The following is a 23644-nucleotide window of genomic DNA, read 5'->3' as shown; positions in this document are numbered from 1 at the left end:
TCAGAGCTCGGTGCGCCCGGCCTTCGTCAGCCGGAGACGTCGACGACGTTGCGTGAGCACCAGTGGATCGTGCGACAGGTCGCGGTAGAGCGACACCGACAGCCCGATCATGACCAGCACGAACGGCGCCGCGGCGATGATCGTCATGGTCTGCAAGCCGTTGAGCGCGTCCGCGCCGCCCGTCCACAGGATGATCGCGGCGGTGCCACCGGTGATGGCTCCCCAGAACACGACGACCCAGCGGCTGGGCTCGAGGGTTCCGCGCTGACTGAGGGTGCCCATGACCATGGACGCCGCGTCGGCACCGGAGACGAAGAAGACGGCCACGAGAATCATCACGACGACCGTCGACAGCCCGAAGAGCGGCAGGTTCTCGAGCATGCCGAACAGCTGAGACTCGCTGCTGGCGCGCGCGGCCAGGTCGATGCCGTCGCGCTGTTCGCCGATACCGGCTCCGCCGAAGATCGAGAACCACACCAGGCTCACGGCACTCGGGATCACGATGACACCGATGATGAACTCACGAACGGTGCGGCCACGGCTGATGCGGGCGAGGAACATGCCGACGAAGGGGGTCCAGGAGACCCACCAGGCCCAGTAGAAGATCGTCCACGACGACAGCCACGACGCGGTCTCCGGATCGGACGACGCCGCCGAGCGAGCCGACATGTGGAACAGCTGGCTCGCGTAGTCGCCGATGGTGGTGGGAATCAGGTTGAGGATCAACACCGTCGGGCCCAGCACGAACACGAAGAGTGCGAGGACGAGTGCCAGCACCATGTTGATGTTGGACAGCCACTGGATGCCCTTGGCGACGCCGGAGACCGCGGACGCGACGAAGGCGAGGGTCAACAGCGCGACGATGGCGACGAGCAGGAGCGTGCCGGCCTCACCGAGCCAGCCGATGACCTCGACACCCGAACCGATCTGCAGCGCACCGAGTCCGAGGGAGGCGGCGGTACCGAACAGCGTCGCGAAGATGGCGAGGATGTCGATGACCTTGCCGATCGGGCCCTCGGCGCGGCGACCGAGGAGCGGGAGGAAGGCGGAGCTGATGAGCTGACGACGGCCGCGGCGGTAGGTGCTGTACGCGACGGCGAGACCCATGACGGCGTAGATGGACCACGGATGCAGGCTCCAGTGGAACATCGTGGTGGCCATGGCCGTTCCGACACTGCTGTCGGTGCCGGGCGGCGGCGTGACGAAGTGCGTCAGCGGCTCGGAGACGCCGTAGAACATCAGCCCGATGCCCATGCCGGCGCTGAACATCATGGCGATCCAGCTGACGGTCTTGAACTCCGGCTTCTCCCCGTCCTTGCCGAGCGGGATACGTCCGTACTTCGACATCGCCAGGTAGATGCAGAAGAGCACGAAACCGGTGGCGGAGATGATGAACAGCCAGCCCATGTTGGTGACGAGCCAGTCCAGCATCGAGGACGTCACGTTCTCGAGGCTCGTCGGTCCGGCCAGTCCCCAGACGATGATGCCCGTGACGACGGCTGCCGCGACGCCGAACACCACGGGGTCGAGGGTGGCGCGCCGCGGCGCCGGTTCCTGCGACCCGGGGTCCTGCGCATCGGGGTGCGCGGAGGTGGGCAGCACGGCAGATGCCGCGGACGACGGAACGTCCGCGGCATCATCGCGTGGGGTGTCAGCCGGTCCTGTGTCCGTGTCCATACGCGATGTCATGAGACGTCACGTTGCTCGCCTCGACGCCCCGGTGCAAGTTCACAGACTGTTTTCGCAGGTCAGGACGATACGCGTGCACGTGACTTCGGACGGCGGAATGCGCGGTCGACACTGTACGTGCCCGAGCCGACTGCCGCGAGGAGAAGCGCTCCGGCGCCGAGTGCGACGACCAGTTCCCAGCCGCCCTCGCCGACGAACACGCCCTTGTCGAGGTGCACGAAGACGAGCGCGCCGACCATGTCGACGACCAGCAGCAGAGCCGCGACGGACGTCAGCACGCCCAGGATCAGAGCGGCTCCACCGATGAGCTCGACGAAGGTGGCGAAGTACGCCGACACCTGCGGGGCCGGAATGCCCATGCCCTCGAAGCCGGCGGTGGTGGCATCGAGCCCGTTGGTACGCAGTTTCTGCCACCCGTGGGCGACGAACACGACGCCCAGGGCGATGCGCGCGACGAGTGCGGCGATGTCTCGAACGACGACAGGTGTCTTCACAGTGATCCTCTGATGGGTCGGGGTGGATTCGGGATCACGATGACACACTTTAGGTTGAAGCGTCAACCTAAGTGGTGTCAGGAGTCCGCGAGCGCCGTCCGCACGTAGCGCAGAGCCACCTCGTCGTCGATGCCGGCGCGACGCGCCGCGCGGACGTACTCCGTGGCCGCGAGTTGCACTGCCCCGGCCGAAGGATCGCCGCCGGCCGCCACGAAGGTGCCCGACCGCCCCCGGGTCTCGATCACGCCGTCCTTCTCGAGTTCGCGGTACGCCTTCGCCACCGTGTTGGGAGCGAGGTCCAGCGTCGCCGCGAGAGCTCGCACCGTCGGCAGTTTCGATCCCGCGATGAGCTGCCCCGACCGCACCGCGGCCACGATCTGCGACCGCACCTGGTCGAACGGCGCCGTCCCCGACGCACCGTCGATCGTGAACCTCATCGGTCCCACTCCCGCCATACTTGCTCCATGTCCGTCACGATCTATCACAACCCCCGGTGCTCGACGTCCCGCAACGTACTCGCGGCCATCCGCGACGCGGGGGTGGAGCCGACCATCGTGCCCTACCTGACCACCCCGCCGGACGAGGCGACGTTGCGAGCCCTCATCTCCGATGCCGGCCTCACCCCGCGCACCGCTGTACGCAAGCGCGAGACACTGTACAAGGAACTCGATCTCGCGAATGCCGACGACGAGACGGTCCTGCGCGCCATGCTGACGCATCCGGTACTCATCGAGCGGCCCTTCGTGGTCGGCGAGAAGGGCACCGTCCTGGCGCGCCCGGCGGCCACGGTGAGTACGGTCCTCTGACCGGCCGGACATCTGCGGGAAGGCCGGAGGTCAGACGGGATCGCGGGCGACGGGGCAGGACATGCAGCGGGGTCCGCCGCGGCCCGACCCCAGTTCCGATCCCGAGATGCGCAGCACCTCGATGCCCGACGCCTCGAGGCGCGCGTTGGTCTCGACGTTGCGTTCGTACGCGACGACGACGCCGGGAGCCAGTGCGAGCGTGTTGTTCCCGTCGTCCCACTGCTCACGTTCGGCGGTGACGTTGTCGAGTCCGGTGTCGATGACCCGCAGTTTGCCGATACCCATGGCGTCGGCCGCGGCGTCGAGGAACGGGCCCGCGCCGGTGATGGTCACACCGGTGTCCTCGCGGCGAATCGTGAACGCGGACAGCGTGTCCTGGATGATCGGGTACATCACCACCGCGTCGGTGTCGACCATCGTGCACACGGTGTCCAGGTGCATCGACGCCCGTTCCTGCGCGATGGGGACCACGAGCACGGTGTGCGCGAGGTCGTCGTCGAAGAGGCTGCGCGCGAGCGCTTCTGCACCGGCGGGCGTGGTGCGTTCACCGACTCCCACGGCGACGACGCCGGGCGCCATCAGCAGCACGTCGCCGCCCTCCACCGGCGCGGTGTGCGACTCGTAGGCCCGGCGCACACCGAGGAATCGTGGATGGAAGGCGTAGATAAGATCCGTCAGCGACGTCTCCCGAGCGCGGGCCCGCAGCGCCAGCGACGTGATCGCGACGCGTTGCTGGATCCAGAACGACGAGTCGCGGGTGAACAGCAGGTTCGGGAGCGGCTCGATGACGAAGTCGCCGCCGTGGTGCATGCGCCGGACCAGCGAGACACCCGAGTCGTCCGCTACCGGCAGTTCGTCGAAGGTCATGCCCGCCATCAGCACGGTCGCCAGTTCGGGTGCGGGCAGGCCTCGGAGGTAGGTCGCCAGATCCCGGGCGAGCACGTGTCCGAGCCGCCGGGGTTCCACCGCGGCGGCGACACCCTGCACGCGTGCGGCACCGCTGAGGGCCAGGGTCTCGGTCAGCAGATCACCGAGCAGGAGGACCTCGACACCGCGTCCTCGCAGCAGGTCGGCGAACGCGTCGTGCTCGTCGCGAGCGCGGTCCACCCACGGCAGCCCGTCGAACAGCAGCTGATCGTTGTTGCGGGGGGTGAGTCGGCGCAGCTCGTCGCCAGGGCGGTGCAGCATGACCGTCCGGAGCGTTCCCACCTCGGAATCCGCTCCCAGCGGAGCCGTCGCGTCCATGCCAGAACGGTAGTGCGTGAGCGCCGACTCGGCACGCGCTCCGCCGCGACACGCGCGTGAGGTCAGCGCAGCAGTCGGGAGAAGTAGTCGTTGGCCGCCTGCATGGTCATCTCGTAGGGGCGCGCGAACTTGCGCGACACCCAGTACCCCACCCGGATGTCGTTGCTCGAGTAGACGAGGAAGTGCCGCTTCGCCATCCCGGTCAGGATCTTCTCCGCGACCACCTCGGGCGACACGGCGTGGGCCTCGAAGCGTGCGGTCAGCTTCGTCACGCGTGGGTCGTCGCGATCCACGCCGGCGATGTCCACCGTCTCGACGAGCGGTGTCCGCACCGCCCCGGGGACCACGAGCGAGACGTCGATGCCGTGCCGGGCGAGGTCGTAGCGCAACACCTCGGACATGCCGCGCACGCCGAACTTGCTGGCGCTGTACGCCGCGTGCCACGGATACGCGAGCAGGCCGGCCGACGACGACACGTTGACCAGGTACCCACCGCGACCCGCCGCGATCATCGGGGGAACGAAGCACTGGGTGACGTGGATCGGGCCCATCAGGTTGATGTCGATCAGCGCCTTCCACGTCTCGTGGGCCATGTTCTCGACGGTGCCCCACGCGGAGATCCCGGCCACGTTCATGACGACGTCGACGCTCCCCACCTCGGCGTGCACGGCGTCCGCGAACGAGGCGACGGCGTCGTGGTCGGAGACGTCGAGCGCACGCGAGGCGACGACGCTGCCGCCGTTCTCGGCGATGGTGGCGGCCGTGGCCGCCAGTCCCGCCTCCGCGATGTCCGTGACGACCAGCCGCGCCCCACGCCGCGCGGCCTCGATCGCCGTGGCGCGACCGATGCCGCTGGCGGCGCCGGTGACCAGCACGATCGCCCCGCGCAGGTCGGTCCACGACCGTCGCGGACGTCTCCCTCTCAGCCTGCTCTGCACCATCGCGTCGCACTCCCCCCTCGCCGGCCTGCTGTGGTGCCCGACACTACCGGTCGAGTGTGCGCGCTCCGACTTGTCAGAGGCCCGACGACCGGCGCAGAATCTGCCACCATGGCGTTGATCTCGAAGGGCTTCGTGGGCCGCCGGCGCGGCGACGACGGTCGGACTCCCCCCGGCCAGTACCTGACCAACGATTTCCCGGTTCTCGCCATCGGGCCCGCGCCCGTGGTCGCGACCGACACGTGGTCGTTCTCCATCACGTCCGAGACCGGTGAGACCCGGACCTGGACGTGGGACGAGGTGGCCGCGCTGCCGCACGAGACCCCGACGGTCGACATCCACTGCGTCACCAAGTGGTCGAAGCTCGACACCAACTGGAACGGCGTGAGTCTCGACGTGCTGCTGGACGGTCTCGACACCGAGGCGGGGTACGTCGTCGTACACGGCTTCGACGGATACACCACCAATCTGCCCCTCGAGGACCTGCGAGACGGGAAGGCCTGGCTGGTCACCGAGTTCGACGGAGAGCCGCTCGCACGCGAACACGGCGGTCCCGCACGGCTTCTCGTGCCGCACCTGTACTTCTGGAAGTCGGCGAAGTGGGTCTCGCGCATCGAACTCACCGAGGAGAACGAACAGGGATTCTGGGAGCGCGGCGGCTATCACGACTACGGCGACCCGTGGCGCGAGCAGCGATACCAAGGCGACTGACGTGACCACCGGAGCCACCGCCGGGGTCGGGGCCCGGCCCTGGCTCGTCGCGAGGGTGCTCGAGGTGCGGCGCGAGACACCGACCGCCTCGACGCTGGTGCTCGACGTCGACGGCTGGCCGGGACATCTCGCCGGACAGCACGTGGACGTGAAGCTGACCGCCGAGGACGGGTACAGCGCGCAGCGCAGCTACTCCCTCGCCTCCGCACCGGACGGCACGTCGCGCATCGAGATCGCCGTGCAGAACGTCTCCGACGGCGAGGTGTCCCCCTACCTCGTCGGCGCCGTCGAGGTGGGCGACCGGTTCGAGATCCGCGGACCCGTCGGCCGGTGGTTCGTCTGGCGGCCGTCGGCACCCACCGAGACCCCATCACCGCCTGTCCTGCTGGTGGGCGGCGGCTCGGGCATCGTTCCGCTCCGCGCGATGGTCCGCGCGCAGGCCGCGGCGGGATCGAGCGGCGGCCGGGTGCCGTTCCGCGTGCTCTACTCGGTCCGTGAACCGGCGGAGGTGTACTTCGCCGACGAGTGGGCGCATCCGCCCGCGGGAGTCGACGTCACCACGCTCTACACGCGGCGCGCCCCCACCGGCTCCCGCAGGCCGCTCGGCCGCATCACGATCGAGGATCTCGACGCGCACGGGTGGCCCGCCGAGTTCGAGCCGCGGTGCTACATCTGCGGGCCCACGAGCTTCGTCGACACGGTCGCGGACATGCTGGTCGAGCGAGGACATGCACCGGCGAACATCCGCACGGAGCGCTTCGGACCCAGCTGACAACCGTCCCCGCCCGGCCGAGTTCAGAGGCGGGTGGTCATCTCGTCCTGGTAGTCGCGGACAGTGCGTTCGATGCGTGCGGCATCGTCGGCGTCACCGCGTTTCCGAGCGTCGTCCGCGCGTGACTGCAGCACGCGGATGGCCTTGCGCAGCTCGTTGTCGGACATGCGGCGGTCGGTGCGCTCGCGCGTGGCGATGTCTTCCATCGGTCTCTCCCGACGTCACTCGTGCGGTCGACACACGATGCCGTGTGTCTCACGTCACAGTGTGCGCCGGGAGAGCGCCGAACGCTAGTGGTTGCTGGAGACGCCGGTGTCGCTGGTGGCGTCGGCACCCGAGCGATCGCGTACGAAGCTGGAGAGGCTTCGCGAGGCGAACTCGCGGAAGTACGGGAGCTTCGCCGGCGGCACGAGCGAGGGCAGGATGGTGTGCCAGACCTGCTCCATGCGCACGGCGGCACCGTCGAGGCGCGCAGTGCCCTCGGCGACCATCAGCACGCCACTGAGCATCTCCGAGACCAGGCAGGACGCGGTCTCGGCGTCCAGCGAGTCGATGACGTCACCGTGCTCGATGGCACGCTCGAAGAGGTGCGAGAAGATGTTCTGCCACGTACCGAAGACGCTCCCCCGCGTGGGGTCCGGTGCGTCCACCTCGAGCTGCAGGCGGTACATGATGCGCACCAGGTTGTCGGTATTGGCAAGGTCGAGAACGGAATACGTGATCCCGATGACGGATTCCAGTGCGGGAGAACGGCTGTCGACCATTCCGGTGCAGGCGGCCGCGACACGCTCACGACCCTCGTCGACGAGCGCGCGCGCCAGCTCTTCCTTGGACGCGAAGTGGAAGTACAGCGCGCCCTTGGTCACACCCGACTCCGCCGAGACCTGGCTCAGGGTCGCCGTGGCGTGGCCGACCCGCAGGAACAGATCGGCGGCAGCCCGCAGGGCCGCGGACCGCGTTGCCTCTGCACGTAATTGCCTGACCATTGTTACTCCCCACTAGTCACGCGCGTTCGGACCGGTGCTCCGAACCGCCGGTGTGAATCCCGTGTCACACCCTTCTACTGCGCGTGATCATGATAGGCACAGGTTGGACTCGAACACCGCCACAGAAATGCACTCGAGACAAAATCACAATGACGACCAGCGCTCGAGCGAGTCCAGGCACCGCTCCGACTGCTTCTACTCGTCGGTAGGTTCTTTATCTCGACGAGAGCCGACTCCTCGTCCGCCGGCACCGGACGTCGGCGCACGTCATTGCAGCGAGACGGCGACGAAGATCTCGACGTTCCCGTCGGCTGAGAGGCACTCGAACTCCACCCCGCCGGCGCGCACGATCGAGCCGTCGGCGATGGCCTCCTCGGCCTGCGCCCACGCGTCCTCCGCCCGGTCGGGCAGAGTCATCGACGGCGTGAAGACCGCGAACGCTCCCGACGGAACCGTGACGAAGACGTCGCCGATCGGCACGTCGTCGACGTTCCCACGAGGTACGCCGACGACGACGTTGCAGACACCACGCTGATCCGGGACGTAGACGGTGTAGACGTCGGCGTCCTCCGGTTCACGTTCGCGGATACGTTCACGCAGGAACACGACGAGATCGCTGGCGCTGCCCTCGGGTCCGGGATCGACACCGGGCACGACCAGTCCGCCGAACACCATGCTCGGACGTGCCACGAGACGGAACGTCATCCCGCACCGCCGACGCCCCGCGAGCCGGGCGTCGCGACCGGAACGTACATCTCGATCTTGTACGCGTGGGGATACACCTCGAACTCACCGGTGAAGGCGCGAGTGAAGGACCCCATCTCCTCCGCGTGGGTGATCTCGTTCCACAGCGTCGTCAGGACCTGCGGAAAATTGCCGACTGCTGAGAATTTCGCATAGCGACCCGCCGGCACACGCGCCACGATGTGCCCGCGGCGCACGTCACCGTCCGCGACGCGGTACCCGACGATCTGCGTGCTGTAGGACCCGATCGCGGGAACGAAGTCGGTGTAGATCGACCCGAGCGGTTCACCGATGTCCTGGTTCAGGATTCCGGACCACGCACGTTCGAGATTGGTGTCGTAGAGAGAGCCCAACGCCCGTTTCGGGCTGCGCACAGGGAGACCCGCAACCCACGTTTCCGCGAGGTCGACGAATTCGATGGTCATGACGGGCTCCCGTGCAACGGCTTCGATGTCCGCGTGGTGGTCACTGACATTCCGGCGGACCGGCACTCGCGACCCCGCCCGGAGAAGTGCCCACCCGCCGAATACCACGACGCGCCCTCACCATACAGTGCCGCGTCAGGGGAGAACGGATACCCCGTGAGATCCGTCCATTCCTGCCGAGGCCGGCAACGCCTCCACGGGCGGCGGTGCATCGGATCGCCACTGCACCACGGCGGCTCCCGTCAGAATTGCTGCACCACCTGCGATTTGAGTGAGAGACACCGTCTCGCCGAGCAGGAGCCACGCCGCAACCACCGCGCACAGCACCTCGACCAGCGCGATCACCGATGCGGTCGATGCCCCGAGGGCGCGGGACGCCATGATCCCGAAAACGTACGCGACGGCTGCGGAGACCAGGGCGAGCACTGCGACGGCAGTCCACCACGGCCACGCCCGGCCGTCGAGAGCGACGTCGTTCGTCGACACCTGCAACGGAACCATTCCCAGCATTCCGGCGACGCCGACCACAATGGCGCCCACCGCCAGTCCGGCGGCCGAGAGAACCAACGGATCGATGGCGTCGCCCTGTTTCGCGGACACCACGAAGTAGAACGCGAGACACACGGCGGCGGACAGTCCCCAGAGCACGCCGACAGGATCGAACACGGCGCCGTCGAACACGTCGAGCACGACCAGCGCACCGCCGAGCGCGAGTGCGACACCCGCCATCGTCGTCGGGCGGGGGCGCCGCCGGGTGGTGATCCAGATCCAGCCGATCACCAGGACCGGCCCGAGGTACTCGAGCATGAGTGCGACACCCACCGAGAGGTGTTGGATCGCATTGAAGAAGCAGACCTGGGCTCCTGCCACCGCGACGACGCCGTACGCGACGACGGTGACGGGAGCCGAGAGCACCCCGCGGAGTGCGCCGCGGCGCAGCAGGACGACGACGGGCAGGAGGATCACCGCACCGCCCACGATGCGAGCGAGCACCGCGGACTCGGGCGACCACCCGGTGTCGGTGAGCGCCTTCGCGAACGGGCCCGACATTCCGAACGCGATCGCGGAGGTCACGGCGAACGCGACACCGGAACGGGAGGACACCATGAGCGGCCCTTTCGAGGATCCGGCCACACCGCCGGGTACGTCGCCCGTCATGTCATGACCGTAACTGTAGATTGGTCATGACACTAGAGACCCGGAAGGTCAGGAGTCAAATGCTTTTTGCTCATGACACACGCACCGCCCTCGTCTGGGCGGCGGCGCTGATCAACACCGCCGCGAACGGCGAGGACCACCTCCCTGACGTGAGCACCCTGTCGTCGATGCTCGACGAGCACGAGTGGACGGGGCGCCGCGACGGCACACAGGAGGAACTCGACGCCGTGCGGGCCCTGCGCCCGGCCTGGCGGGCGCTGTGGGAGACGGGCGAACCCGACGCCGTCGTACCCGTCGTCAACGCGATGCTGGCCGCATCCGACGCCCGGCCGTACCTCACCCGCCACGGCGACTGGGGCTGGCACATGCACGTCAGCGACGACGACGCGCCCCTCGCCGATCGCATGACGGCCGAGACCGCCGTCGCCCTCGCCGACATGGTGCGGTCGGACGAGCTCGAGCGGCTCCGCCTGTGCGACGCACCGGACTGCGACGCGGTGCTCGTCGACCTCTCCCGCAACCGATCGAGGCGGTACTGCGACACCGGAAACTGCGGCAACCGCGCCAACGTCGCCGCGTACCGGGCCCGCAAGAAGATCTGACGACGGCTGGTCCCGGTGAACCGATATTCGCACAATTTCTGATGATCCGGATTCACTCCGTGGTCACCGGACCAGCCACTCGGAGCTGCCCCACAGGATAACGGTGGTTCGCTCCATCTGTTGTGGCGCAACATCATACGACTCATCGGTGGCTTTGACGCCACCTGCAGCCGGGGTTACCGTCGGTGATCGCGGCGGCCCGCCGGGCCGCACGCCTCATCGCTTCTCCTCGTCTCGGGAGCCACACCATGTCGATCTCGACGTCCCTCGACGGGCGGGTGCAGAGCCACACCCGCGCGCATCTGTCCGAGTCTCGTGCACGCGTGGCCTCCATGCTGGGCGACATCGTCGAGGACCGCTCGCTCGGAGCCAGACTGTGGTCGACCGACGACGTCGAGTACCTCAACTGCGGCGGGTACGGGACCCTCCTGCTCGGCGCCCGGCATCCCCGCGTCGTCGACGCGGTGATCGCCCAGCTCGGACGCCATCCCGTCTCCACCCGCACCCTGCTCGAACCTCGGGTGGCCGAGGCCGCGGCGGCACTGGCGGCCCGCCTGCCGGACCCGCTGTCGAAGGTCTACTTCGGCGCCTCCGGAACCGAGGCCACCGAAGCCGCCGTCAAGATGGCCTGCAGCGCCGGCCACCATCGCCTGATCGGGGCGAGCCGCGGCTACCACGGCAAGACCCTCGGCGCGCTCGCCCTCACGGCGAATCCGTCGTACCAGAACCCGTTCCGTCGACTGTTCACCGCGGCGACCACAGTTCCGTACGGCGACGTCCAGGCACTGTCGGACGCACTCGGCGACGACGCCTCCGACGCCTGCGTGGTCCTCGAACCCGTGCAGGGCGAGGGCGGGGTCGTGCTGCCGCCCCGCAACTACCTCGCGGTCGCCTCGGCACTGTGCCGTGAACGCGGAGCCCTCCTCGTGATCGACGAGATCATGACCGGCCTCGGACGCACCGGCCTGATGTGGGAGAGCGAGCGGGACGCCGTCGACGCCGACATCGTCCTCGTGGGAAAGAGTCTGGGCGGCGGCGTGATTCCCGTGTCGGCCGCCGTCGCGACACCGCGCGCCTTCCGTGCCTTCGACATCGACTTCGGCATCCACACGTCGACCTTCTCCGGTGCGCCGCTGGGGATGGCGGCCGCGTGCGCCGCGCTCGAGGTCATCGACGACGAGAAGCTGGTGGCGCGATCCGCACGGACGGGCAGACGACTGCTCGACGAGTTGCGCATACTCACAGCGGATCTCGGGACCGTGGAGGTCCGCGGTCGAGGGTTGCTCATCGGGCTGGACTTCGGCGACGCCGGCACCGCCGGCAGCTTCCTGCTCGCGCTGCTCGACCGGCGCGTCGTGGCCAACCACTCCCTGAACGCCAGTCCAGTCGTGCGTTTCACTCCCCCGGCCACGATGACCGAGGCTGATGTCGACTGGATGCTCACCGCCGTCGGCGACGCACTGCGCGAGACGTTCTCGAAAGGACACCGATGACGATTCTGCTGACCGGAGCCTCCGGCGTCGTCGGACTGCCGACGCTCCGCGCCCTCACCGAGGACCACGACGTCGTCGTGCTGGAAGGTCGACGGGCCGTGCAGCACTCGGGGATCACTGTCCGCGGCGACCTCCGCGCGCCACACCTCGGACTCGACGACCGGACGTGGTCCGCCCTCACCCGCGACGTGGACACCGTCGTGCACTGCGCCGGCGTCGTGGACTTCGGGATCGACGACGCGTCCACCCGGGCCGTCAACGTCGACGGAGTCCGCCACATCGTGGAGCTCTCCCGGGACGCGTCGGCACGCCTGGTGCACGTCAGCACCGCCTTCGTCGGCCAACCCGTGATCCCGGACGTCACCGGCGGACTCGCCACCATGCACCCCGGTGCGTACATCGCCAGCAAGAGGGACGGCGAGGATCTCGTGCGGAGCAGCGGCCTCGACTGGACCATCGTCCGCCCGTCCATCGTGTGCGGCGATTCCGAGACCGGTGAGATCTCCGAGTTGCAGGGGCTGCACACCCTCGTGCGCGCCTTCCTGCGCGGGTCGTTGCCGGTCGTCCTGTGCGAGGACGCGCTGCAGTACGACTTCGTGCCGTGCGACGTCGTCGCACGGTCGATCGCGACGGTGGTGAACCACCCGCGGCAGTACGACCGCGAGCACGTGTGGGTCACCAGCGGGGCCGCGGCACTGGACATCGACTCGCTCGTCGCCGTGCTGGTCGACGAGGCCACCCGCCTCGGGATCGCGGTGGACGCGCCTCGCCGGCTGCACCCGGACGTGTTCCAGCGCCTGTGGAAGCCGGCCTTCTTCGACCTGCTCGACCCCGCGTCGCAGACGAAGTTCGCCAATCTCCTCGCCTCCGTCGCGAACCTGTTCAACACCAACCCGTTTCCCACGTCGCTCGGGTCCGGACCCCTCCCTCCCGCGCAGACGGCGGGCACCATCGAACGCTCCGCCCGCCTCACCGCCCGACATCTGGTGGAGCGCTCCCCCGGCGCCTATCCCGTCCTGCAGTCCGCCTGACCGTCGATTCCATTCGAGGAGTTCTCATGTCCCCCAGCATCATCAGTGTGATCGCCACCCTCACCGGCGTCACTCCGGACGACGTGTTCGATCGGGTCAGCGACTTCGCCTCCTTCGGCGATCACGTACCCATGGTCGACCGCATCACCGTGACGGATCCCGAGTCGCGGGACGCGGCCGGGTACGTTCGATCGTCGTCGTGGTCGACCCACTTCCGCGGCGGTCTGCTGCAGTGGGTCGAGACGGACACCGTCGACGTGCCCGGCCGCACCGTCACCTTCGAGCAGTCGAGCGGCGACCTGGGATCGTTCGACGGCCGGTGGGCGGTGCGGGAGACCGGCGACGGCGCCGTCGAGATGGCCTTCGACGCCGCCGTCGACATCGGCATCCCGTCGATGGCCGACATGCTCAATCCGGTCGCCGCACAGGAACTGGCCACCGGCGTGCACCAGATCGTCGACGGGCTCTTCGGCTCGGGCGTCGTCTCCGTCGAGACCGGGTCGCGGCTCACTCAGCGCTGACGGACCGGCCCCGGCCTATGCTGAACGCGTGCTCGGCCGACGGCAGTTCCTCCGCGGGGCCGGCGCGGCTGCGGCCGCCGCCGCCCTGGCGGGGTGTTCCCGAGATACGTGGTGGCAGGACGCTTCCGGCCGACTGCGCATCGCCACCGGCAACGTGGGTGCGGTGTTCGACGAGTACGGCGCGGCTCTGCGCACAGAGGCCACGCAGGTGCTGCCGGGTGTGCGCTCGGAGGTCGTCGTGACCGGCGGCTCCGTGGGAAACGTGCTCGACCTCTCATCGGGCACCGCGGACGTCGCGTTCTGTCTCGGCGACACGGCGCTCGACGCGGTGCGCGGCGAGGGAGCCTTCGACTCCCCGGTCCCCCTGACCGCGCTGGCCCGGCTCTACGACAGCTTCCTGCAGATCCTCGTCCCGGTGGATTCCCCGGTCACGGGCATCCAGGATCTGACGGGCGTGCGCCTGAGCGCGGGCCAGACCGACTCGGGTACCCGGTCGGTGACCGAGAGGTGCCTGGCCGCAGCAGGAGTGGACACGGCGGACGTCGACTTCGTCGCGCAACCGCTCGGCGAGGCGACGGCGGCGCTGAGCACCGGACGCGTCGACGCGCTGGCCTTCGTCAGCGGGTTCCCGGTGCGGGCACTGGTCGAGCTGGGCGCGCGCACACCGGTCCGCGCGCTGGATCTCGGTGGACTGGTCGAGGGACTCGTGTCGACGTGGGGTCCGCAGTACGTCACCGGTCCGCTGCCGGCCGGGCCGTACCGTCTGCCCGCCGCCGTCCAGACTGTCAGCGTGAAGACCTACCTCATCGCGACGCCGACGCTCCGCGAGGACACGGCCTACGGGTTCACGTCCGTCGTCTTCGACCGTCAGGACGCGATCGCACGAACCGTCCCCGACGTCCGGCAGCCGACCGTCGCCGCCGGGATGTTCACCCAGCCGGTCCCGCTGCATCCGGGGGCGCTGCGGTGGTTCCGCGATCGAGACGCGCGGGAAGTGAGATGACCGTCCGCAGGCCGGGATCGGCGGGGTCGAAGACCACGTCCCCGTCGGCGTCGCGGATGCGGAGGACGACGATCGCGAGACCCAGTCCGGTGCCCTCGACGCCGGCGTGCCGGTCGAGTCGATGGAAGCGCCGCCCCAGCTCGGCGGCTTCGGCGGCACTGACGCCGTCACCGTGATCGCGCACCGTCACTCGCCACGCGTCGCCGGCCTGCTCCAGCGCGACGTCGACGGACCGACCCTCCGCGTACTTCAGGGCGTTGTCCAGCAGGACGTCGAGGACCGTGGGGACGAGGTCCTCCTCCAGGAACGCCGGGGCGGTGTCGACGTCGACCCGGACGGTCAGCAGATCCCCGAACAACGGCGCCCACAGCGCGACCCGCTCGCGAAGCTGCCGGGCGACGTCCACCTCGGAGGAGCGTCGGTCGAAGCCTCCCGCGCGGCTGATCTCGATCACCGCGTCGAGTGAGCGCGCCATGCGTTCGGTCTCGGCGAGCACCGGTTCGACGGCCGGATCGTCCACGGCCAGGTTCTCGAGCCGGAGCCGCAGTGCCGTCAGCGGATTGGCCAACTGATGCGACACGTCCGCGACCAGTTCGCGCTGCTGCTGCCGGGAGTGCTCCACGTTCGCCGCCATGTCGTCGAACGACTCCGCGAGCCGCCGGAGTTCGGGCGGCCCGACGTGGCGTCCCTCGGTCGGAGTGCGGCCACGGGACAGCTGCTCGACGCGGGTGGTCAGATCGTCGACCGGCCGCACCACCCAGCCGACGAGTGGCACTCCCACGAGCCAGGCGACGAGCGCGAGGACGACGGCGCCGCCCGCCGCGGCGAGCACCATCGCTCGCTGCACGTTGTCCCGCGCGGCCGACGTGTCCTCCAGCATGACGACGGCACCGAGGATCTGCGCGTCCCGGCCGATGGGCGTCGCGACGATCAACGGCTCGGTCTGCCACGGCCACAGCGCAGTCGGAGCGGAGGTCGGTGTTCCCGCGAGCGCGTCGCGTACCGCGCCCGCCAGACCCGGCACGTCGGCCGGCAGATCCGAGCCTGCCGGTGCGAGCACCGATCCGTCGATGTCGACGATCCACGTGCGGGTGCTCTCCGTGACCTCGCCGTACCGCATCAGATCGGGTCCCAGTGAGCTCGCGTCACCGACACTGTCGGCCAGGGTGGCGAACCGGGTCGCGGCGGCCAGACGCCGTTCGTGGATGGTGATCGCCCGTTCCTCGGCGTGGGCGGCCACGAGCGGCGCGACGAGTGCCACCAGCACGGCGGCCGTCAACGTGATCGCCAGTGCGAGCAGCCGTCTCCTCACGCGTCGGGCTCGGCGGGAGCGACCAGTCGATAGCCGACACCGCGCACCGACTCGATCCGGGCGACGTCCTTCAGCTTGTTCCGCAGTGACGCGACGTGGACGTCGAGCGTGCGCGAGGCACCCACCCACGTCGTGTCCCACACCTCCTCCATGAGCGCGGCGCGGCTCACGGGGCGGTCCGGTGTGCGGGAGAGTGCCACGAGCAGTTCGCATTCCTTCGCAGTGAGCGTGCGCACGGAGCCGTCGGGTGCGGTGACCTCGCGGGTGTCCCGAGCGAGGTCGAAGCCGAGATCGACGGCCGGCTCGGTGGCGACGCGTCCGACACTGCGCCGCACGACCGCGTCCAGCCGTGCGAGCAGCACCGCGAAGCTGTACGGCTTGGTGACGTAGTCGTCGACACCCGCACGCAGAGCGCCGATCACGGAATCCTCGGTGCGCCGCGCCGTGAGCGCCACGATGGGAACGGACGAGTGCTCCCGGATCCGGCGGCAGACCCACAGGCCGTCGTGATCCGGGAGCCCCATGTCGAGCAGGACGAGATCGGCGTCGTCCACCATGTCGAGCGCCGCGGTCCCGGTCGCGGCGTGCCGCACCGCCCAGCCCTGCCGACGCAGCGACTGTGTGAGTGCGTCGGCGACTCCGAGGTCGTCCTCGACGACGAGAATCTGCATCGTCAGGCCCTCCCGTCCGGCGCGGAAAGCCTAACGCACGGACCTCAGGACACGGCCGCCTCGTTCCTGTCCGCTCGGCGTGCCTGCTCGGCGTCCAGGAAGGTCGGTGCGCGGTTCTTCAGGACGAAGACGTACACGACGAGCGAGACAGCGATGGCGATGGTGACGTAGATGCCGAAGGCGTCGAGCGCATCGTTCTCCTTGGCGGCCTCGTAGATCACCGGAGCCGTGCCGCCGAACATCGAATTGGCCAGTGCGTAGCCGAGTCCCAGTCCCAGAGCGCGCACGTGCGCCGGGAACAGTTCCGCCTTCACGATCGCGTTGATCGAGGTGTAGCCGGTGAGGATGACGTAGGTGCCGGCGAGCAGCAGGAAGGACACCATCGGCGTCTCGACGCGCGGCAGCAGGTTCAGGAAGGTCCACGACCACAGCACACCCGCGATGCCGAACCCGACGAGCAGCGGCTTGCGCCCGATCTTGTCGCTCAGCAGTCCGCCGAGTGGCTGGATCACCATGAGCAGCACCAGCGCCGCGAGGTTGATCCACGTCGCCGTCATGCCCTGATCGGCGTAGGTGCTCTTGACGATGAGCGGCCCGTTGACGCTGTAGGTGTAGAACGCGACGGTCCCGCCGAGGGTCACGAGGAAGCAGATGAGCAGCTGCTTCGGGTACGCGGTGAACAGCTCGGTCATCGAGCCGCTGCGCTTGCCGTCGACCTCGGTCTGCAGGGATTCGTCCATGCTCCGACGCAGGAACAGCACCACCACGGCGCCGAGGGCGCCGATTCCGAACGCGATGCGCCAGCCGAAGGAGGCGATCTGCTCGTCGGTCAGGACACTCTGCTGGATCAGCAGCGTGACCTGGGCGAGGACGTGACCGCCCACCAGGGTGACGTACTGGAACGAGGAGAAGAATCCGCGCAGCCCCGGCGTGGCCGCCTCGGACATGTAGGTCGCCGACGTGCCGTACTCGCCACCCGTCGCGAAGCCCTGCAGCAGACGGCAGAGGACGAGCATGACCACGGCGGCCGACCCGATGGACGCGGCCGTCGGGGTCAGCGCGATGAGCAGGGACGAGCCCGCCATGAGCGAGATGCTGAACACCAGCGCGGGACGACGCCCGTGCCGGTCCGCGTACCGACCGAAGAACCACGACCCGATCGGGCGCATCACGAAGGTGATCGCGAAGATGCCCATCGTGTAGATGCCCGCGTTGGGCTCACCGTCGGCGAAGAAGCTCGACTGCAGGTACGACGCGAAGACCGTGTAGACGTACACGTCGTACCACTCGACGAGGTTGCCGAGTGATCCGCGAATGGTGTTGAACACCGCCCGCTTCGTCGAGGGAGGCCCCGCGGGGATGGCTGTCGTGGCCATGGATGGTCACCTTTCGGTCCGGTGCAGGGGATGCACCGAACGAACACTAGGTGTGACCGGCGCCATATGAGGCACGGCTGCGGGCAGTCTTTACAGACACTTTGCAAACCCGACCGAGGCTGTCGGTGGGACCTGCCACCATCGCCGACATGACGACGACGCCGGCGCTACCCGAAGCGTGCCTCGCGTGGTGCAGCACCCGTTCGTACGAGTACGACGTGCTGGGTGATCTCGCGGAGATCGACCTCGACTGGTGGAACAGTCGGCTCACGAGCGCGCGCATCCCGGTGCGGGTCCGCGCCCGAGGTCTGGACGGAGATGTCGTCGAGACCGGCACCGGGTTCCTGCGGCGCGGCGATCTGCAGACCATCGGGAGCGGGTGCGATCTGACCACCGTCTACCACTGCGCCGCATGGCTCGTCGGTCATCGAGACCGAGACCGCGCTCGCCGCTTCCCCGATGCGCGGGACCTCGAGGAGCCGGCCGGCGACCGTCGGCTGCACGGTGTTCGGCAGGCACTGGACGAGTGCCGCCGCGCGCCGGCGCTCATCGACGTCGGTCCGCACCGGGACTGGTCGGGCTGGCCGAGGGCCACGGGATTCGGGCGCGTTCCGATGTCCCTGTACGTGTGGGCGATCGGGTCGGAGAACATGCTGCACCGCCCGCAACTCCTCGACCAGCAGGCGCTGTCGGAACTCGTGCACCTGGGGTGGGTGGACAATCCCTCGGTGTCGGCCATGACCGTGCGGCGCTACCTCGACTACTGCGAGGTGCTCGACGAGTGGGCGAGACTGGGCCACGTACGGCCCGAGCTCGTCGAGATGTGGCTGGTGCGGTCGTGGCGGATCCGACGGGAGACGCCGTCGCCGTTCCTGGACGAGTTCCGCGATGCGCTGTGACGAGAGTCGAACGTGGTGGAGCTGAGGGGAATCGAACCCCTGACCTTCTCGATGCGAACGAGACGCGCTACCAACTGCGCCACAGCCCCTGACCCGGCTAACCAGGATCGTCTCGAACTCTAGCAGCCCCGCGGGACTGCCAGAAATCCGGTCACTCCCCCGCTGCGCGGCGCATGCGGACGTCGAGGTGGGAGTCGCCGACGCGCTCGTCGTAGTGCTCGAGATGGTCGAACGCCGGGTCCTCGTCGTCCACCTCGAGCACCACGGCGCCGGGGCGACGCAGGCGCTCGGGAGTGAGCTTGAGCTCCGGGTCGGTGCTGGACTCGACACCGAGGCGCGAGCGCTGCAGACGCTGCATGCGACGACGACGGATGTCCTCCTCGATGCGCACCTGGCGGCGGAGGTAGAACAGGTAGGACGACAGTCCGACGATGGTGACGGCGAAGACCCACCAGAAGATCGGGCTCGCAAGGAATCCCAGCGCTGCGGACATCGCGATGACGAACACGGAGCCGAGCACCGTGCGCTGACGGAACGCGTAGCGGGCGGCGCGGGCGATGGCGTCGGCCTCGGGATCGAAGCCGCCGCGACCGCGTCGCTGCGGCACGAAGTCCTCCGAGAAGTACTCGTCGACGTGCTCGTCGCTCTCGTGGCCGTGCTGGGTCTCCATCGGATCCTCCGAAAGCGAGTCGGTCGAGTGCAGGTCGTCGTCGGACGGGCGCCAGTCGGGGTCGCTGCGATGCCCTGCCGCGGGGCCGGGATCGACGCGGAGCCGTGCTCCGCCCCGGTGCAGGACCCGTGTCGCGAGCGCGACGTCGGTGGTGCGGCGGATACGCGGGCGCGATGTGACCACCATCGGCACGAGCACGAACAGCCAGATGGCGACGAGGCCGATCCAGATCACCGAATTGGGCACACCCACCACCTCCTGACGTGAATCACATTCATGTGAGCTTGCACGTCAGCGTAGTGGGGCGCGGTGAACCGCCGACGACGACGCGCCGAACACGAGTGCACTCATGTCACTCCAGTCACAGGCCGGACTTCCCGTAGTGCTTGCGTGTTCCCGCGGACACTGCAGCACGCGCGGGAACACGGAAGCCCTACGGGAATCGCAAGGCGACTACCGAGCCCACGCCGCCCGACCACTGCGCACCAGCACGTCCGCCACCGTTCCGGGCGTCTCCCCCACCGTCATGGCGACGAGGATGTGGTCGCGCCACGCACCGTCCACGTCGAGGTACCTCTGCAGCAGGCCCTCCTGGCGGAACCCGACGTTGCGCAGAACCGCTTGGCTGGCAGCGTTTTCCGGCCGCACGGTGGCTTCGAGCCGGTGCAGCCCGGCCGACGAGAAGCAGTGGTCGACGCCGAGTGCGAGTGCTGCCGTGGCAACCCCCTGCCCGCCGACGTCCTTGGCCACCCAGTAGCCGATCCACGCCGATCGAAGGGCTCCGCGGACGATGTTGCCGACAGTCAGCTGCCCGACGAAGGTGCCGTTCAGTTCGATGGCGAAGGGCAGCATCATCCCGCGCCGGGCCTCGGCCTTGAGGCTCGAGAACAGGGGCGGCCACGACGACATCGCGTGCCGCATGTCCCACGGCGCCTCACCGGTGGGCTCCCAGGGTTCGAGGTGCGCGCGGTTGTCGATGCGGGTCCGCGACCACACCGCGGCGTCACGCAGACGTACCGGTCGGACCGTCACCTCGCCCGCGGGAACCACGAGAGGTCCCAGCTTCGCCGGCCATCCGGGATGGCTCGACCACGATCGCGGCATACTTCGAAACCTTAGCGAAGAGGACGGAGCGTCAGCCGCGCTGCGCGAGGAATGCGACGTCGACCTCTTCGCCGGTCCGCACCTCGGTCACCTCGGGGTCGACCATGACCAGGCAGTTGGCCTCCGCCAGCGTCGCCAGCAGGTGCGACGAGCTGCCGGGAGCACCGCCGAGTGCCTGCACGAGGTACTCCCCCGTGCCCTCGTCCCGCATGAGCTGGCCGCGCAGGTAGGCGCGGCGCCCAGCGATGGACGTGATGGGTCCGACGGTGCGGGCCGTGACGATGCGGCGCATGGGCTGGCGTCGACCGAGCGCGATGCGCACGAGCGGCCGCACCATCACCTCGAAGACGACGAGCGCACTCACCGGGTTGGACGGCAACAGGAAGGTGGGTACCTCGTCGCGACCGAGCTGGCCGAAGCCCTGCACCGATCCGGGGTGCATGGCCACGCGGCCGACCTCGATGTCGCCGAAGTCCTCGAGCGCCTCGCGGATCTCCTCGGACGCGCTGCCGCCGACGGCTCCGGCGATGACGACGATCTCGGAGCGGATGAGCTGCCCTTCCACCACCTCGCGCAGCCGCTTTGCGTCACCGCTGACGATGCCGATGCGGTTGACGTCCGCGCCCGCGTCCCGCGCCGCGGCAGCGAGGGCGTAGCTGTTCACGTCGTACACCTGGCCCTGGCCCGGTGTGCGTTCGATGTCGACGAGTTCGCCGCCGATCGAGATGACCGAGAGGCGGGGACGGGGATGCACCAGGACCTTGTCGCGGCCCACAGCTGCGAGGAGCCCGACCTGCGCTGCGCCGATGATGGTCCCGGACCGCACGGCGACGTCGCCGGGCTGCACGTCGTCGCCGATGCGGCGCACGTACTCTCCGGAACGCACGGGTGCGAGCACCTCGATGCGGCCGCGCGCGAACTTCGCTCGATCCACGGGCAGAACGGCGTCCGCGAGGGTGGGCAGCGGTGCACCCGTGTCGACGCGCACCGCCTGCCGGGGCTGCAGACGGATGGGCTGACGCGACCCCGCCGCGACCTCGCCCACCACGGGCAGCGAGATGTCCACGGGTGCGCCGTCGTCGTCGGTGGCCGACCCCGCGGCGGCGATGTCCACACTGCGGACCGCGTAGCCGTCGATGGCCGCCTGATCGAACCCGGGCAGCGGGCGCTCGGTCACCACTTCCTCCGCGCACAGCAGACCCTGCGCCTCGGAGATGGCGACTCGCACCGGCCGGGGGGCAACCGCTGCAGCCGTCACTCTCGACTGCTGCTCCTCAACCGAGCGCATCCGCACCTTCCGTCATCCGTGTCGACCGGGCGTCACTCGTAGGTCGTGAGCTCCGGTGCCCAGCTGTCGCTCAAGCGCTCCTGGAGCCACTCGCGCAGTGCCGGACCGTAATCTTCGCGTTCCAGTGCGAAGTCAACCGCAGCGCGGAGGTAACCCCCGGGATTTCCGAGGTCGTGTCTCACTCCGCGGTGCACCACCACATGTACCGGATGACCCTCCTCGATGAGGAGAGCGATGGCGTCGGTGAGTTGCAACTCGCCGCCGGCGCCGGGCTGGATGCGTCGCAACGCATCGAAGATGGCCCGGTCCAGAAGGTATCGGCCGGCCGCCGCGTAGTTCGACGGCGCGTCCTCCTTCTTGGGCTTCTCCACCATGCCGTTGACCTTGAGCACGTTGGGGTTCACTGCGTCGGGCACGATCTCGGTGTCGAACACTCCGTACGCGGACACCGCGTCCTCGGGAACCTCGATGGCGCACAACACCGTTCCGCCGCGCTTGGCACGCACCCGCGACATCACGTCGAGCACACCCCGCGGCATCACCAGGTCGTCCGGGAGCAGCACTGCGATCGCGTCCTCGTCGTCGTCGAGCACCTCCTCGGCGCACGCGACGGCATGTCCGAGACCCAATGGCTCCGCCTGGATGACCGACTGGACGTCGAGAAGTCCGGGCGCGACACGGACCTTCTCGAGCATCTCGAGCTTGCCGCTCGCCTCGAGCTTGTTCTCCAGCACCAGATCCTCGACGAAGTGGGCGACCACACCGTCCTTGCCGGGCGAGGTGACGATGACGAGGCGCTGCGCGCCGGAATCGGCAGCTTCTCCGGCGACGAGCTCGATTCCGGGCGTATCGACCACCGGCAGTAGCTCTTTCGGTACCGTTTTCGTGGCGGGGAGGAAACGTGTTCCCATGCCTGCAGCGGGTACGACGGCCGTACGGAACGACGGCTTCTTGCCACCGGCCACGGACTCACTGTTTGCTGAGCTCATGCGCACACCCTATCCATGTAGACCGCGAATCGTCCTTCGCGAGACACTGGGGTTTCCCCCGTGATCAGTGACGACAAACTCGAGTGGAGGACACGCATACTCACTGCCCGCAAGCAGCGAGACGTCCACGCACGAGAGCGGGCATCAGAGGCACTCTCTCACGCCGTGTCGGTTTTGGCCTCCGATGCGCGGGAGCGCGGCGGCGACACTCTCGCCGCCTACGTACCGGTGGGTAGCGAGCCCGGTGATGCGAGCATGCTCGACTCCGCACTGGCCGCCGGACTGCGAGTGCTGCTGCCCGTCGCGCGTGAACCGGGGCCGCTGTCCTGGGCCGAGTACCGCGGACCCGACTCGCTCGTCGCGGCCGCGTACGGCCTGCGCGAACCGTCCGGCCCGACGCTTCCTCCCGAGACCGTCGCGGACGCATCGATCGTGTTGGTACCCGCACTCGCCGTCGATCGCAGCGGCGGTCGCCTCGGCCGAGGCGCCGGCTTCTACGACCGCACACTCGATGCCGTCCGGCCCGACGCGTGGCTGGTGGGCGTGGTGTACGACGACGACCTGGTCGACGCGCTGCCCACCGAGACGCACGACGTGCGGATGACCCACGTGTTGACGCCGCTGTCGGGGCTGCAGCGACTCGGCCACGACAGCCACGGCTGAGGAATAGCGCCACCTGCACGGACGTTGCCTCGATTGCCGACGCTGGCACTGTCG

The 23644-nt window shown here is 68.9% G+C and carries 27 protein-coding genes and 1 tRNA gene; 10 read left to right on the top strand and 18 right to left on the bottom strand.

All coding sequences use genetic code 11. The features are described from left to right. From QRN16_RS15745 to QRN16_RS15735, 3 genes are all read right to left on the bottom strand, one after another. Positions 1 to 1689 carry a BCCT family transporter gene (locus tag QRN16_RS15745; protein ID WP_261781633.1) on the bottom strand — a complete coding sequence of 563 codons (1689 nt, stop codon included), beginning with the start codon at positions 1687 to 1689 and terminating at the stop codon, positions 1 to 3. Positions 1690 to 1748: 59 nt separating this feature from the next. Further along, the gene (locus tag QRN16_RS15740) at positions 1749 to 2183 is read right to left on the bottom strand and encodes a DoxX family protein (RefSeq protein ID WP_027504098.1); all 435 of its coding nucleotides are present in this window, start codon (positions 2181 to 2183) and stop codon (positions 1749 to 1751) included. A 77-nt stretch (positions 2184 to 2260) separates the two neighbouring features. Beyond that, a complete protein-coding gene (locus tag QRN16_RS15735; protein WP_222627638.1) occupies positions 2261 to 2620 on the bottom strand; it encodes a GntR family transcriptional regulator in 360 nt (119 codons plus the stop codon). Between the two features lie 27 nt (positions 2621 to 2647). On the opposite strand from QRN16_RS15735, the gene arsC reads away from it, so the two are divergent. Continuing rightward, positions 2648 to 2989 carry an arsenate reductase (glutaredoxin) gene (gene arsC, locus QRN16_RS15730; protein ID WP_027504100.1) on the top strand — a complete coding sequence of 114 codons (342 nt, stop codon included), beginning with the start codon at positions 2648 to 2650 and terminating at the stop codon, positions 2987 to 2989. A gap of 30 nt (positions 2990 to 3019) precedes the next feature. Here the strand turns inward: arsC and arcA are convergent, their stop codons facing one another. Together arcA and QRN16_RS15720 are read right to left on the bottom strand one after the other, a co-directional pair. Then, entirely contained in the window at positions 3020 to 4234 is a 1215-nt protein-coding gene (gene arcA / locus QRN16_RS15725) for an arginine deiminase (protein ID WP_027504489.1), read from the bottom strand. 62 nt (positions 4235 to 4296) lie between these two features. Continuing rightward, a complete protein-coding gene (locus QRN16_RS15720; protein WP_222627644.1) occupies positions 4297 to 5175 on the bottom strand; it encodes an SDR family oxidoreductase in 879 nt (292 codons plus the stop codon). 108 nt (positions 5176 to 5283) lie between these two features. Here QRN16_RS15720 and QRN16_RS15715 point away from each other — a divergent pair, with 108 nt between their 5' ends. Both QRN16_RS15715 and QRN16_RS15710 read left to right on the top strand, forming a co-directional pair. After that, complete coding sequence (locus QRN16_RS15715; RefSeq protein ID WP_056447072.1) at positions 5284 to 5883, top strand: sulfite oxidase-like oxidoreductase; 600 nt, start codon at positions 5284 to 5286, stop codon at positions 5881 to 5883. Between the two features lies 1 nt (position 5884). Then, complete coding sequence (locus QRN16_RS15710) at positions 5885 to 6655, top strand: ferredoxin reductase (protein ID WP_056447069.1); 771 nt, start codon at positions 5885 to 5887, stop codon at positions 6653 to 6655. 23 nt (positions 6656 to 6678) lie between these two features. On the opposite strand, the gene QRN16_RS15705 is transcribed toward QRN16_RS15710, so the two are convergent. From QRN16_RS15705 to QRN16_RS15685, 5 genes are all read right to left on the bottom strand, one after another. Continuing rightward, on the bottom strand, positions 6679 to 6861 hold the full coding sequence (locus QRN16_RS15705; RefSeq protein WP_056447066.1) for a hypothetical protein: 183 nt from the start codon (positions 6859 to 6861) through the stop codon (positions 6679 to 6681). Between the two features lie 84 nt (positions 6862 to 6945). Continuing rightward, the gene (locus tag QRN16_RS15700) at positions 6946 to 7641 is read right to left on the bottom strand and encodes a TetR family transcriptional regulator (RefSeq protein WP_051612955.1); all 696 of its coding nucleotides are present in this window, start codon (positions 7639 to 7641) and stop codon (positions 6946 to 6948) included. 267 nt (positions 7642 to 7908) lie between these two features. Beyond that, a complete protein-coding gene (locus tag QRN16_RS15695; RefSeq protein WP_027504103.1) occupies positions 7909 to 8346 on the bottom strand; it encodes an effector binding domain-containing protein in 438 nt (145 codons plus the stop codon). Next, on the bottom strand, positions 8343 to 8810 hold the full coding sequence (locus tag QRN16_RS15690) for an effector binding domain-containing protein (protein WP_027504104.1): 468 nt from the start codon (positions 8808 to 8810) through the stop codon (positions 8343 to 8345). The genes QRN16_RS15695 and QRN16_RS15690 overlap by 4 nt, the downstream gene beginning before the upstream one ends. Before the next feature lie 135 nt (positions 8811 to 8945). Then, positions 8946 to 9968, bottom strand: coding sequence for an EamA family transporter (locus QRN16_RS15685; RefSeq protein ID WP_285188100.1), 1023 nt, complete (start codon positions 9966 to 9968; stop codon positions 8946 to 8948). 59 nt (positions 9969 to 10027) lie between these two features. On the opposite strand from QRN16_RS15685, the gene QRN16_RS15680 reads away from it, so the two are divergent. The 5 genes from QRN16_RS15680 to QRN16_RS15660 all read left to right on the top strand — a co-directional run bounded on the left by QRN16_RS15680 (position 10028) and on the right by QRN16_RS15660 (position 14618). Beyond that, positions 10028 to 10570: a CGNR zinc finger domain-containing protein gene (locus QRN16_RS15680; protein ID WP_027504105.1), complete on the top strand. Its 543-nt coding sequence runs from the start codon at positions 10028 to 10030 to the stop codon at positions 10568 to 10570. 248 nt (positions 10571 to 10818) lie between these two features. Next, positions 10819 to 12063, top strand: a complete 1245-nt coding sequence (locus tag QRN16_RS15675; RefSeq protein ID WP_285188097.1) for an aspartate aminotransferase family protein — start codon at positions 10819 to 10821, stop codon at positions 12061 to 12063. Next, a complete protein-coding gene (locus tag QRN16_RS15670) occupies positions 12060 to 13094 on the top strand; it encodes an SDR family oxidoreductase (RefSeq protein WP_285188095.1) in 1035 nt (344 codons plus the stop codon). Before QRN16_RS15675 ends, QRN16_RS15670 begins: the two co-directional genes overlap by 4 nt. A gap of 26 nt (positions 13095 to 13120) precedes the next feature. Continuing rightward, positions 13121 to 13615, top strand: coding sequence for a type II toxin-antitoxin system RatA family toxin (locus QRN16_RS15665; RefSeq protein ID WP_051612957.1), 495 nt, complete (start codon positions 13121 to 13123; stop codon positions 13613 to 13615). A 28-nt stretch (positions 13616 to 13643) separates the two neighbouring features. After that, a complete protein-coding gene (locus QRN16_RS15660; protein ID WP_051612958.1) occupies positions 13644 to 14618 on the top strand; it encodes a TAXI family TRAP transporter solute-binding subunit in 975 nt (324 codons plus the stop codon). On the opposite strand, the gene QRN16_RS15655 is transcribed toward QRN16_RS15660, so the two are convergent. From QRN16_RS15655 to QRN16_RS15645, 3 genes are read right to left on the bottom strand one after another with little or no spacing between them, the layout of a single operon-like run. Next, positions 14545 to 15930, bottom strand: coding sequence for a sensor histidine kinase (locus QRN16_RS15655; protein WP_285188090.1), 1386 nt, complete (start codon positions 15928 to 15930; stop codon positions 14545 to 14547). The two genes, QRN16_RS15660 and QRN16_RS15655, sit on opposite strands and share 74 nt — an antisense overlap. Continuing rightward, positions 15927 to 16601 (bottom strand): response regulator transcription factor, encoded by a 675-nt coding sequence (locus tag QRN16_RS15650; protein ID WP_027504108.1) that lies wholly within the window; start codon positions 16599 to 16601, stop codon positions 15927 to 15929. Before QRN16_RS15650 ends, QRN16_RS15655 begins: the two co-directional genes overlap by 4 nt. A 44-nt stretch (positions 16602 to 16645) precedes the next feature. Continuing rightward, entirely contained in the window at positions 16646 to 17977 is a 1332-nt protein-coding gene (locus tag QRN16_RS15645; protein WP_027504109.1) for an MFS transporter, read from the bottom strand. Positions 17978 to 18126: 149 nt separating this feature from the next. Between QRN16_RS15645 and QRN16_RS15640 the strand changes: the two genes are divergently transcribed. Beyond that, positions 18127 to 18876: an 8-oxoguanine DNA glycosylase OGG fold protein gene (locus QRN16_RS15640; RefSeq protein ID WP_285188087.1), complete on the top strand. Its 750-nt coding sequence runs from the start codon at positions 18127 to 18129 to the stop codon at positions 18874 to 18876. A 13-nt stretch (positions 18877 to 18889) separates the two neighbouring features. On the opposite strand, the gene QRN16_RS15635 is transcribed toward QRN16_RS15640, so the two are convergent. The 5 genes from QRN16_RS15635 to QRN16_RS15615 all read right to left on the bottom strand — a co-directional run bounded on the left by QRN16_RS15635 (position 18890) and on the right by QRN16_RS15615 (position 22927). Continuing rightward, positions 18890 to 18965 (bottom strand) — tRNA-Ala (locus QRN16_RS15635). Between the two features lie 62 nt (positions 18966 to 19027). Beyond that, positions 19028 to 19792: a divisome protein SepX/GlpR gene (sepX, locus tag QRN16_RS15630; RefSeq protein ID WP_056447538.1), complete on the bottom strand. Its 765-nt coding sequence runs from the start codon at positions 19790 to 19792 to the stop codon at positions 19028 to 19030. Positions 19793 to 19999: 207 nt separating this feature from the next. Next, on the bottom strand, positions 20000 to 20650 hold the full coding sequence (locus tag QRN16_RS15625) for a GNAT family N-acetyltransferase (RefSeq protein ID WP_027504111.1): 651 nt from the start codon (positions 20648 to 20650) through the stop codon (positions 20000 to 20002). Between the two features lie 31 nt (positions 20651 to 20681). Beyond that, on the bottom strand, positions 20682 to 21938 hold the full coding sequence (gene glp / locus QRN16_RS15620) for a molybdotransferase-like divisome protein Glp (RefSeq protein WP_027504112.1): 1257 nt from the start codon (positions 21936 to 21938) through the stop codon (positions 20682 to 20684). 32 nt (positions 21939 to 21970) lie between these two features. Next, positions 21971 to 22927 carry a UTP--glucose-1-phosphate uridylyltransferase gene (locus QRN16_RS15615; protein ID WP_051612960.1) on the bottom strand — a complete coding sequence of 319 codons (957 nt, stop codon included), beginning with the start codon at positions 22925 to 22927 and terminating at the stop codon, positions 21971 to 21973. Between the two features lie 63 nt (positions 22928 to 22990). Between QRN16_RS15615 and QRN16_RS15610 the strand changes: the two genes are divergently transcribed. Then, entirely contained in the window at positions 22991 to 23590 is a 600-nt protein-coding gene (locus tag QRN16_RS15610; RefSeq protein ID WP_442973048.1) for a 5-formyltetrahydrofolate cyclo-ligase, read from the top strand. Positions 23591 to 23644: the final 54 nt, after the last annotated feature.

Source organism: Rhodococcus sp. MEB041 (genome assembly GCF_030208955.1).
In the GTDB taxonomy this organism is placed as follows: domain Bacteria; phylum Actinomycetota; class Actinomycetes; order Mycobacteriales; family Mycobacteriaceae; genus Rhodococcoides.
Note: the sequence above shows the minus strand (reverse complement) of the source record. Positions and strands in the feature narration are given on the sequence as shown.

Excerpts from the sequence above, each read along its gene's own strand:
- QRN16_RS15745 (WP_261781633.1), bottom strand. The coding sequence starts at position 1,689 with ATGACATCGCGTATGGACACGGACACAGGACCGGCTGACACCCCACGC.
- QRN16_RS15735 (WP_222627638.1), bottom strand. The coding sequence starts at position 2,620 with ATGAGGTTCACGATCGACGGTGCGTCGGGGACGGCGCCGTTCGACCAG.
- arsC (WP_027504100.1), top strand. The coding sequence starts at position 2,648 with ATGTCCGTCACGATCTATCACAACCCCCGGTGCTCGACGTCCCGCAAC.
- arcA (WP_027504489.1), bottom strand. The coding sequence starts at position 4,234 with ATGGACGCGACGGCTCCGCTGGGAGCGGATTCCGAGGTGGGAACGCTC.
- QRN16_RS15720 (WP_222627644.1), bottom strand. The coding sequence starts at position 5,175 with ATGGTGCAGAGCAGGCTGAGAGGGAGACGTCCGCGACGGTCGTGGACC.
- QRN16_RS15715 (WP_056447072.1), top strand. The coding sequence starts at position 5,284 with ATGGCGTTGATCTCGAAGGGCTTCGTGGGCCGCCGGCGCGGCGACGAC.
- QRN16_RS15705 (WP_056447066.1), bottom strand. The coding sequence starts at position 6,861 with ATGGAAGACATCGCCACGCGCGAGCGCACCGACCGCCGCATGTCCGAC.
- QRN16_RS15700 (WP_051612955.1), bottom strand. The coding sequence starts at position 7,641 with ATGGTCAGGCAATTACGTGCAGAGGCAACGCGGTCCGCGGCCCTGCGG.
- QRN16_RS15695 (WP_027504103.1), bottom strand. The coding sequence starts at position 8,346 with ATGACGTTCCGTCTCGTGGCACGTCCGAGCATGGTGTTCGGCGGACTG.
- QRN16_RS15690 (WP_027504104.1), bottom strand. The coding sequence starts at position 8,810 with ATGACCATCGAATTCGTCGACCTCGCGGAAACGTGGGTTGCGGGTCTC.
- QRN16_RS15685 (WP_285188100.1), bottom strand. The coding sequence starts at position 9,968 with ATGACGGGCGACGTACCCGGCGGTGTGGCCGGATCCTCGAAAGGGCCG.
- QRN16_RS15680 (WP_027504105.1), top strand. The coding sequence starts at position 10,028 with ATGCTTTTTGCTCATGACACACGCACCGCCCTCGTCTGGGCGGCGGCG.
- QRN16_RS15675 (WP_285188097.1), top strand. The coding sequence starts at position 10,819 with ATGTCGATCTCGACGTCCCTCGACGGGCGGGTGCAGAGCCACACCCGC.
- QRN16_RS15670 (WP_285188095.1), top strand. The coding sequence starts at position 12,060 with ATGACGATTCTGCTGACCGGAGCCTCCGGCGTCGTCGGACTGCCGACG.
- QRN16_RS15665 (WP_051612957.1), top strand. The coding sequence starts at position 13,121 with ATGTCCCCCAGCATCATCAGTGTGATCGCCACCCTCACCGGCGTCACT.
- QRN16_RS15650 (WP_027504108.1), bottom strand. The coding sequence starts at position 16,601 with ATGCAGATTCTCGTCGTCGAGGACGACCTCGGAGTCGCCGACGCACTC.
- QRN16_RS15645 (WP_027504109.1), bottom strand. The coding sequence starts at position 17,977 with ATGGCCACGACAGCCATCCCCGCGGGGCCTCCCTCGACGAAGCGGGCG.
- QRN16_RS15640 (WP_285188087.1), top strand. The coding sequence starts at position 18,127 with ATGACGACGACGCCGGCGCTACCCGAAGCGTGCCTCGCGTGGTGCAGC.
- QRN16_RS15625 (WP_027504111.1), bottom strand. The coding sequence starts at position 20,650 with ATGCCGCGATCGTGGTCGAGCCATCCCGGATGGCCGGCGAAGCTGGGA.
- glp (WP_027504112.1), bottom strand. The coding sequence starts at position 21,938 with ATGCGCTCGGTTGAGGAGCAGCAGTCGAGAGTGACGGCTGCAGCGGTT.
- QRN16_RS15615 (WP_051612960.1), bottom strand. The coding sequence starts at position 22,927 with ATGAGCTCAGCAAACAGTGAGTCCGTGGCCGGTGGCAAGAAGCCGTCG.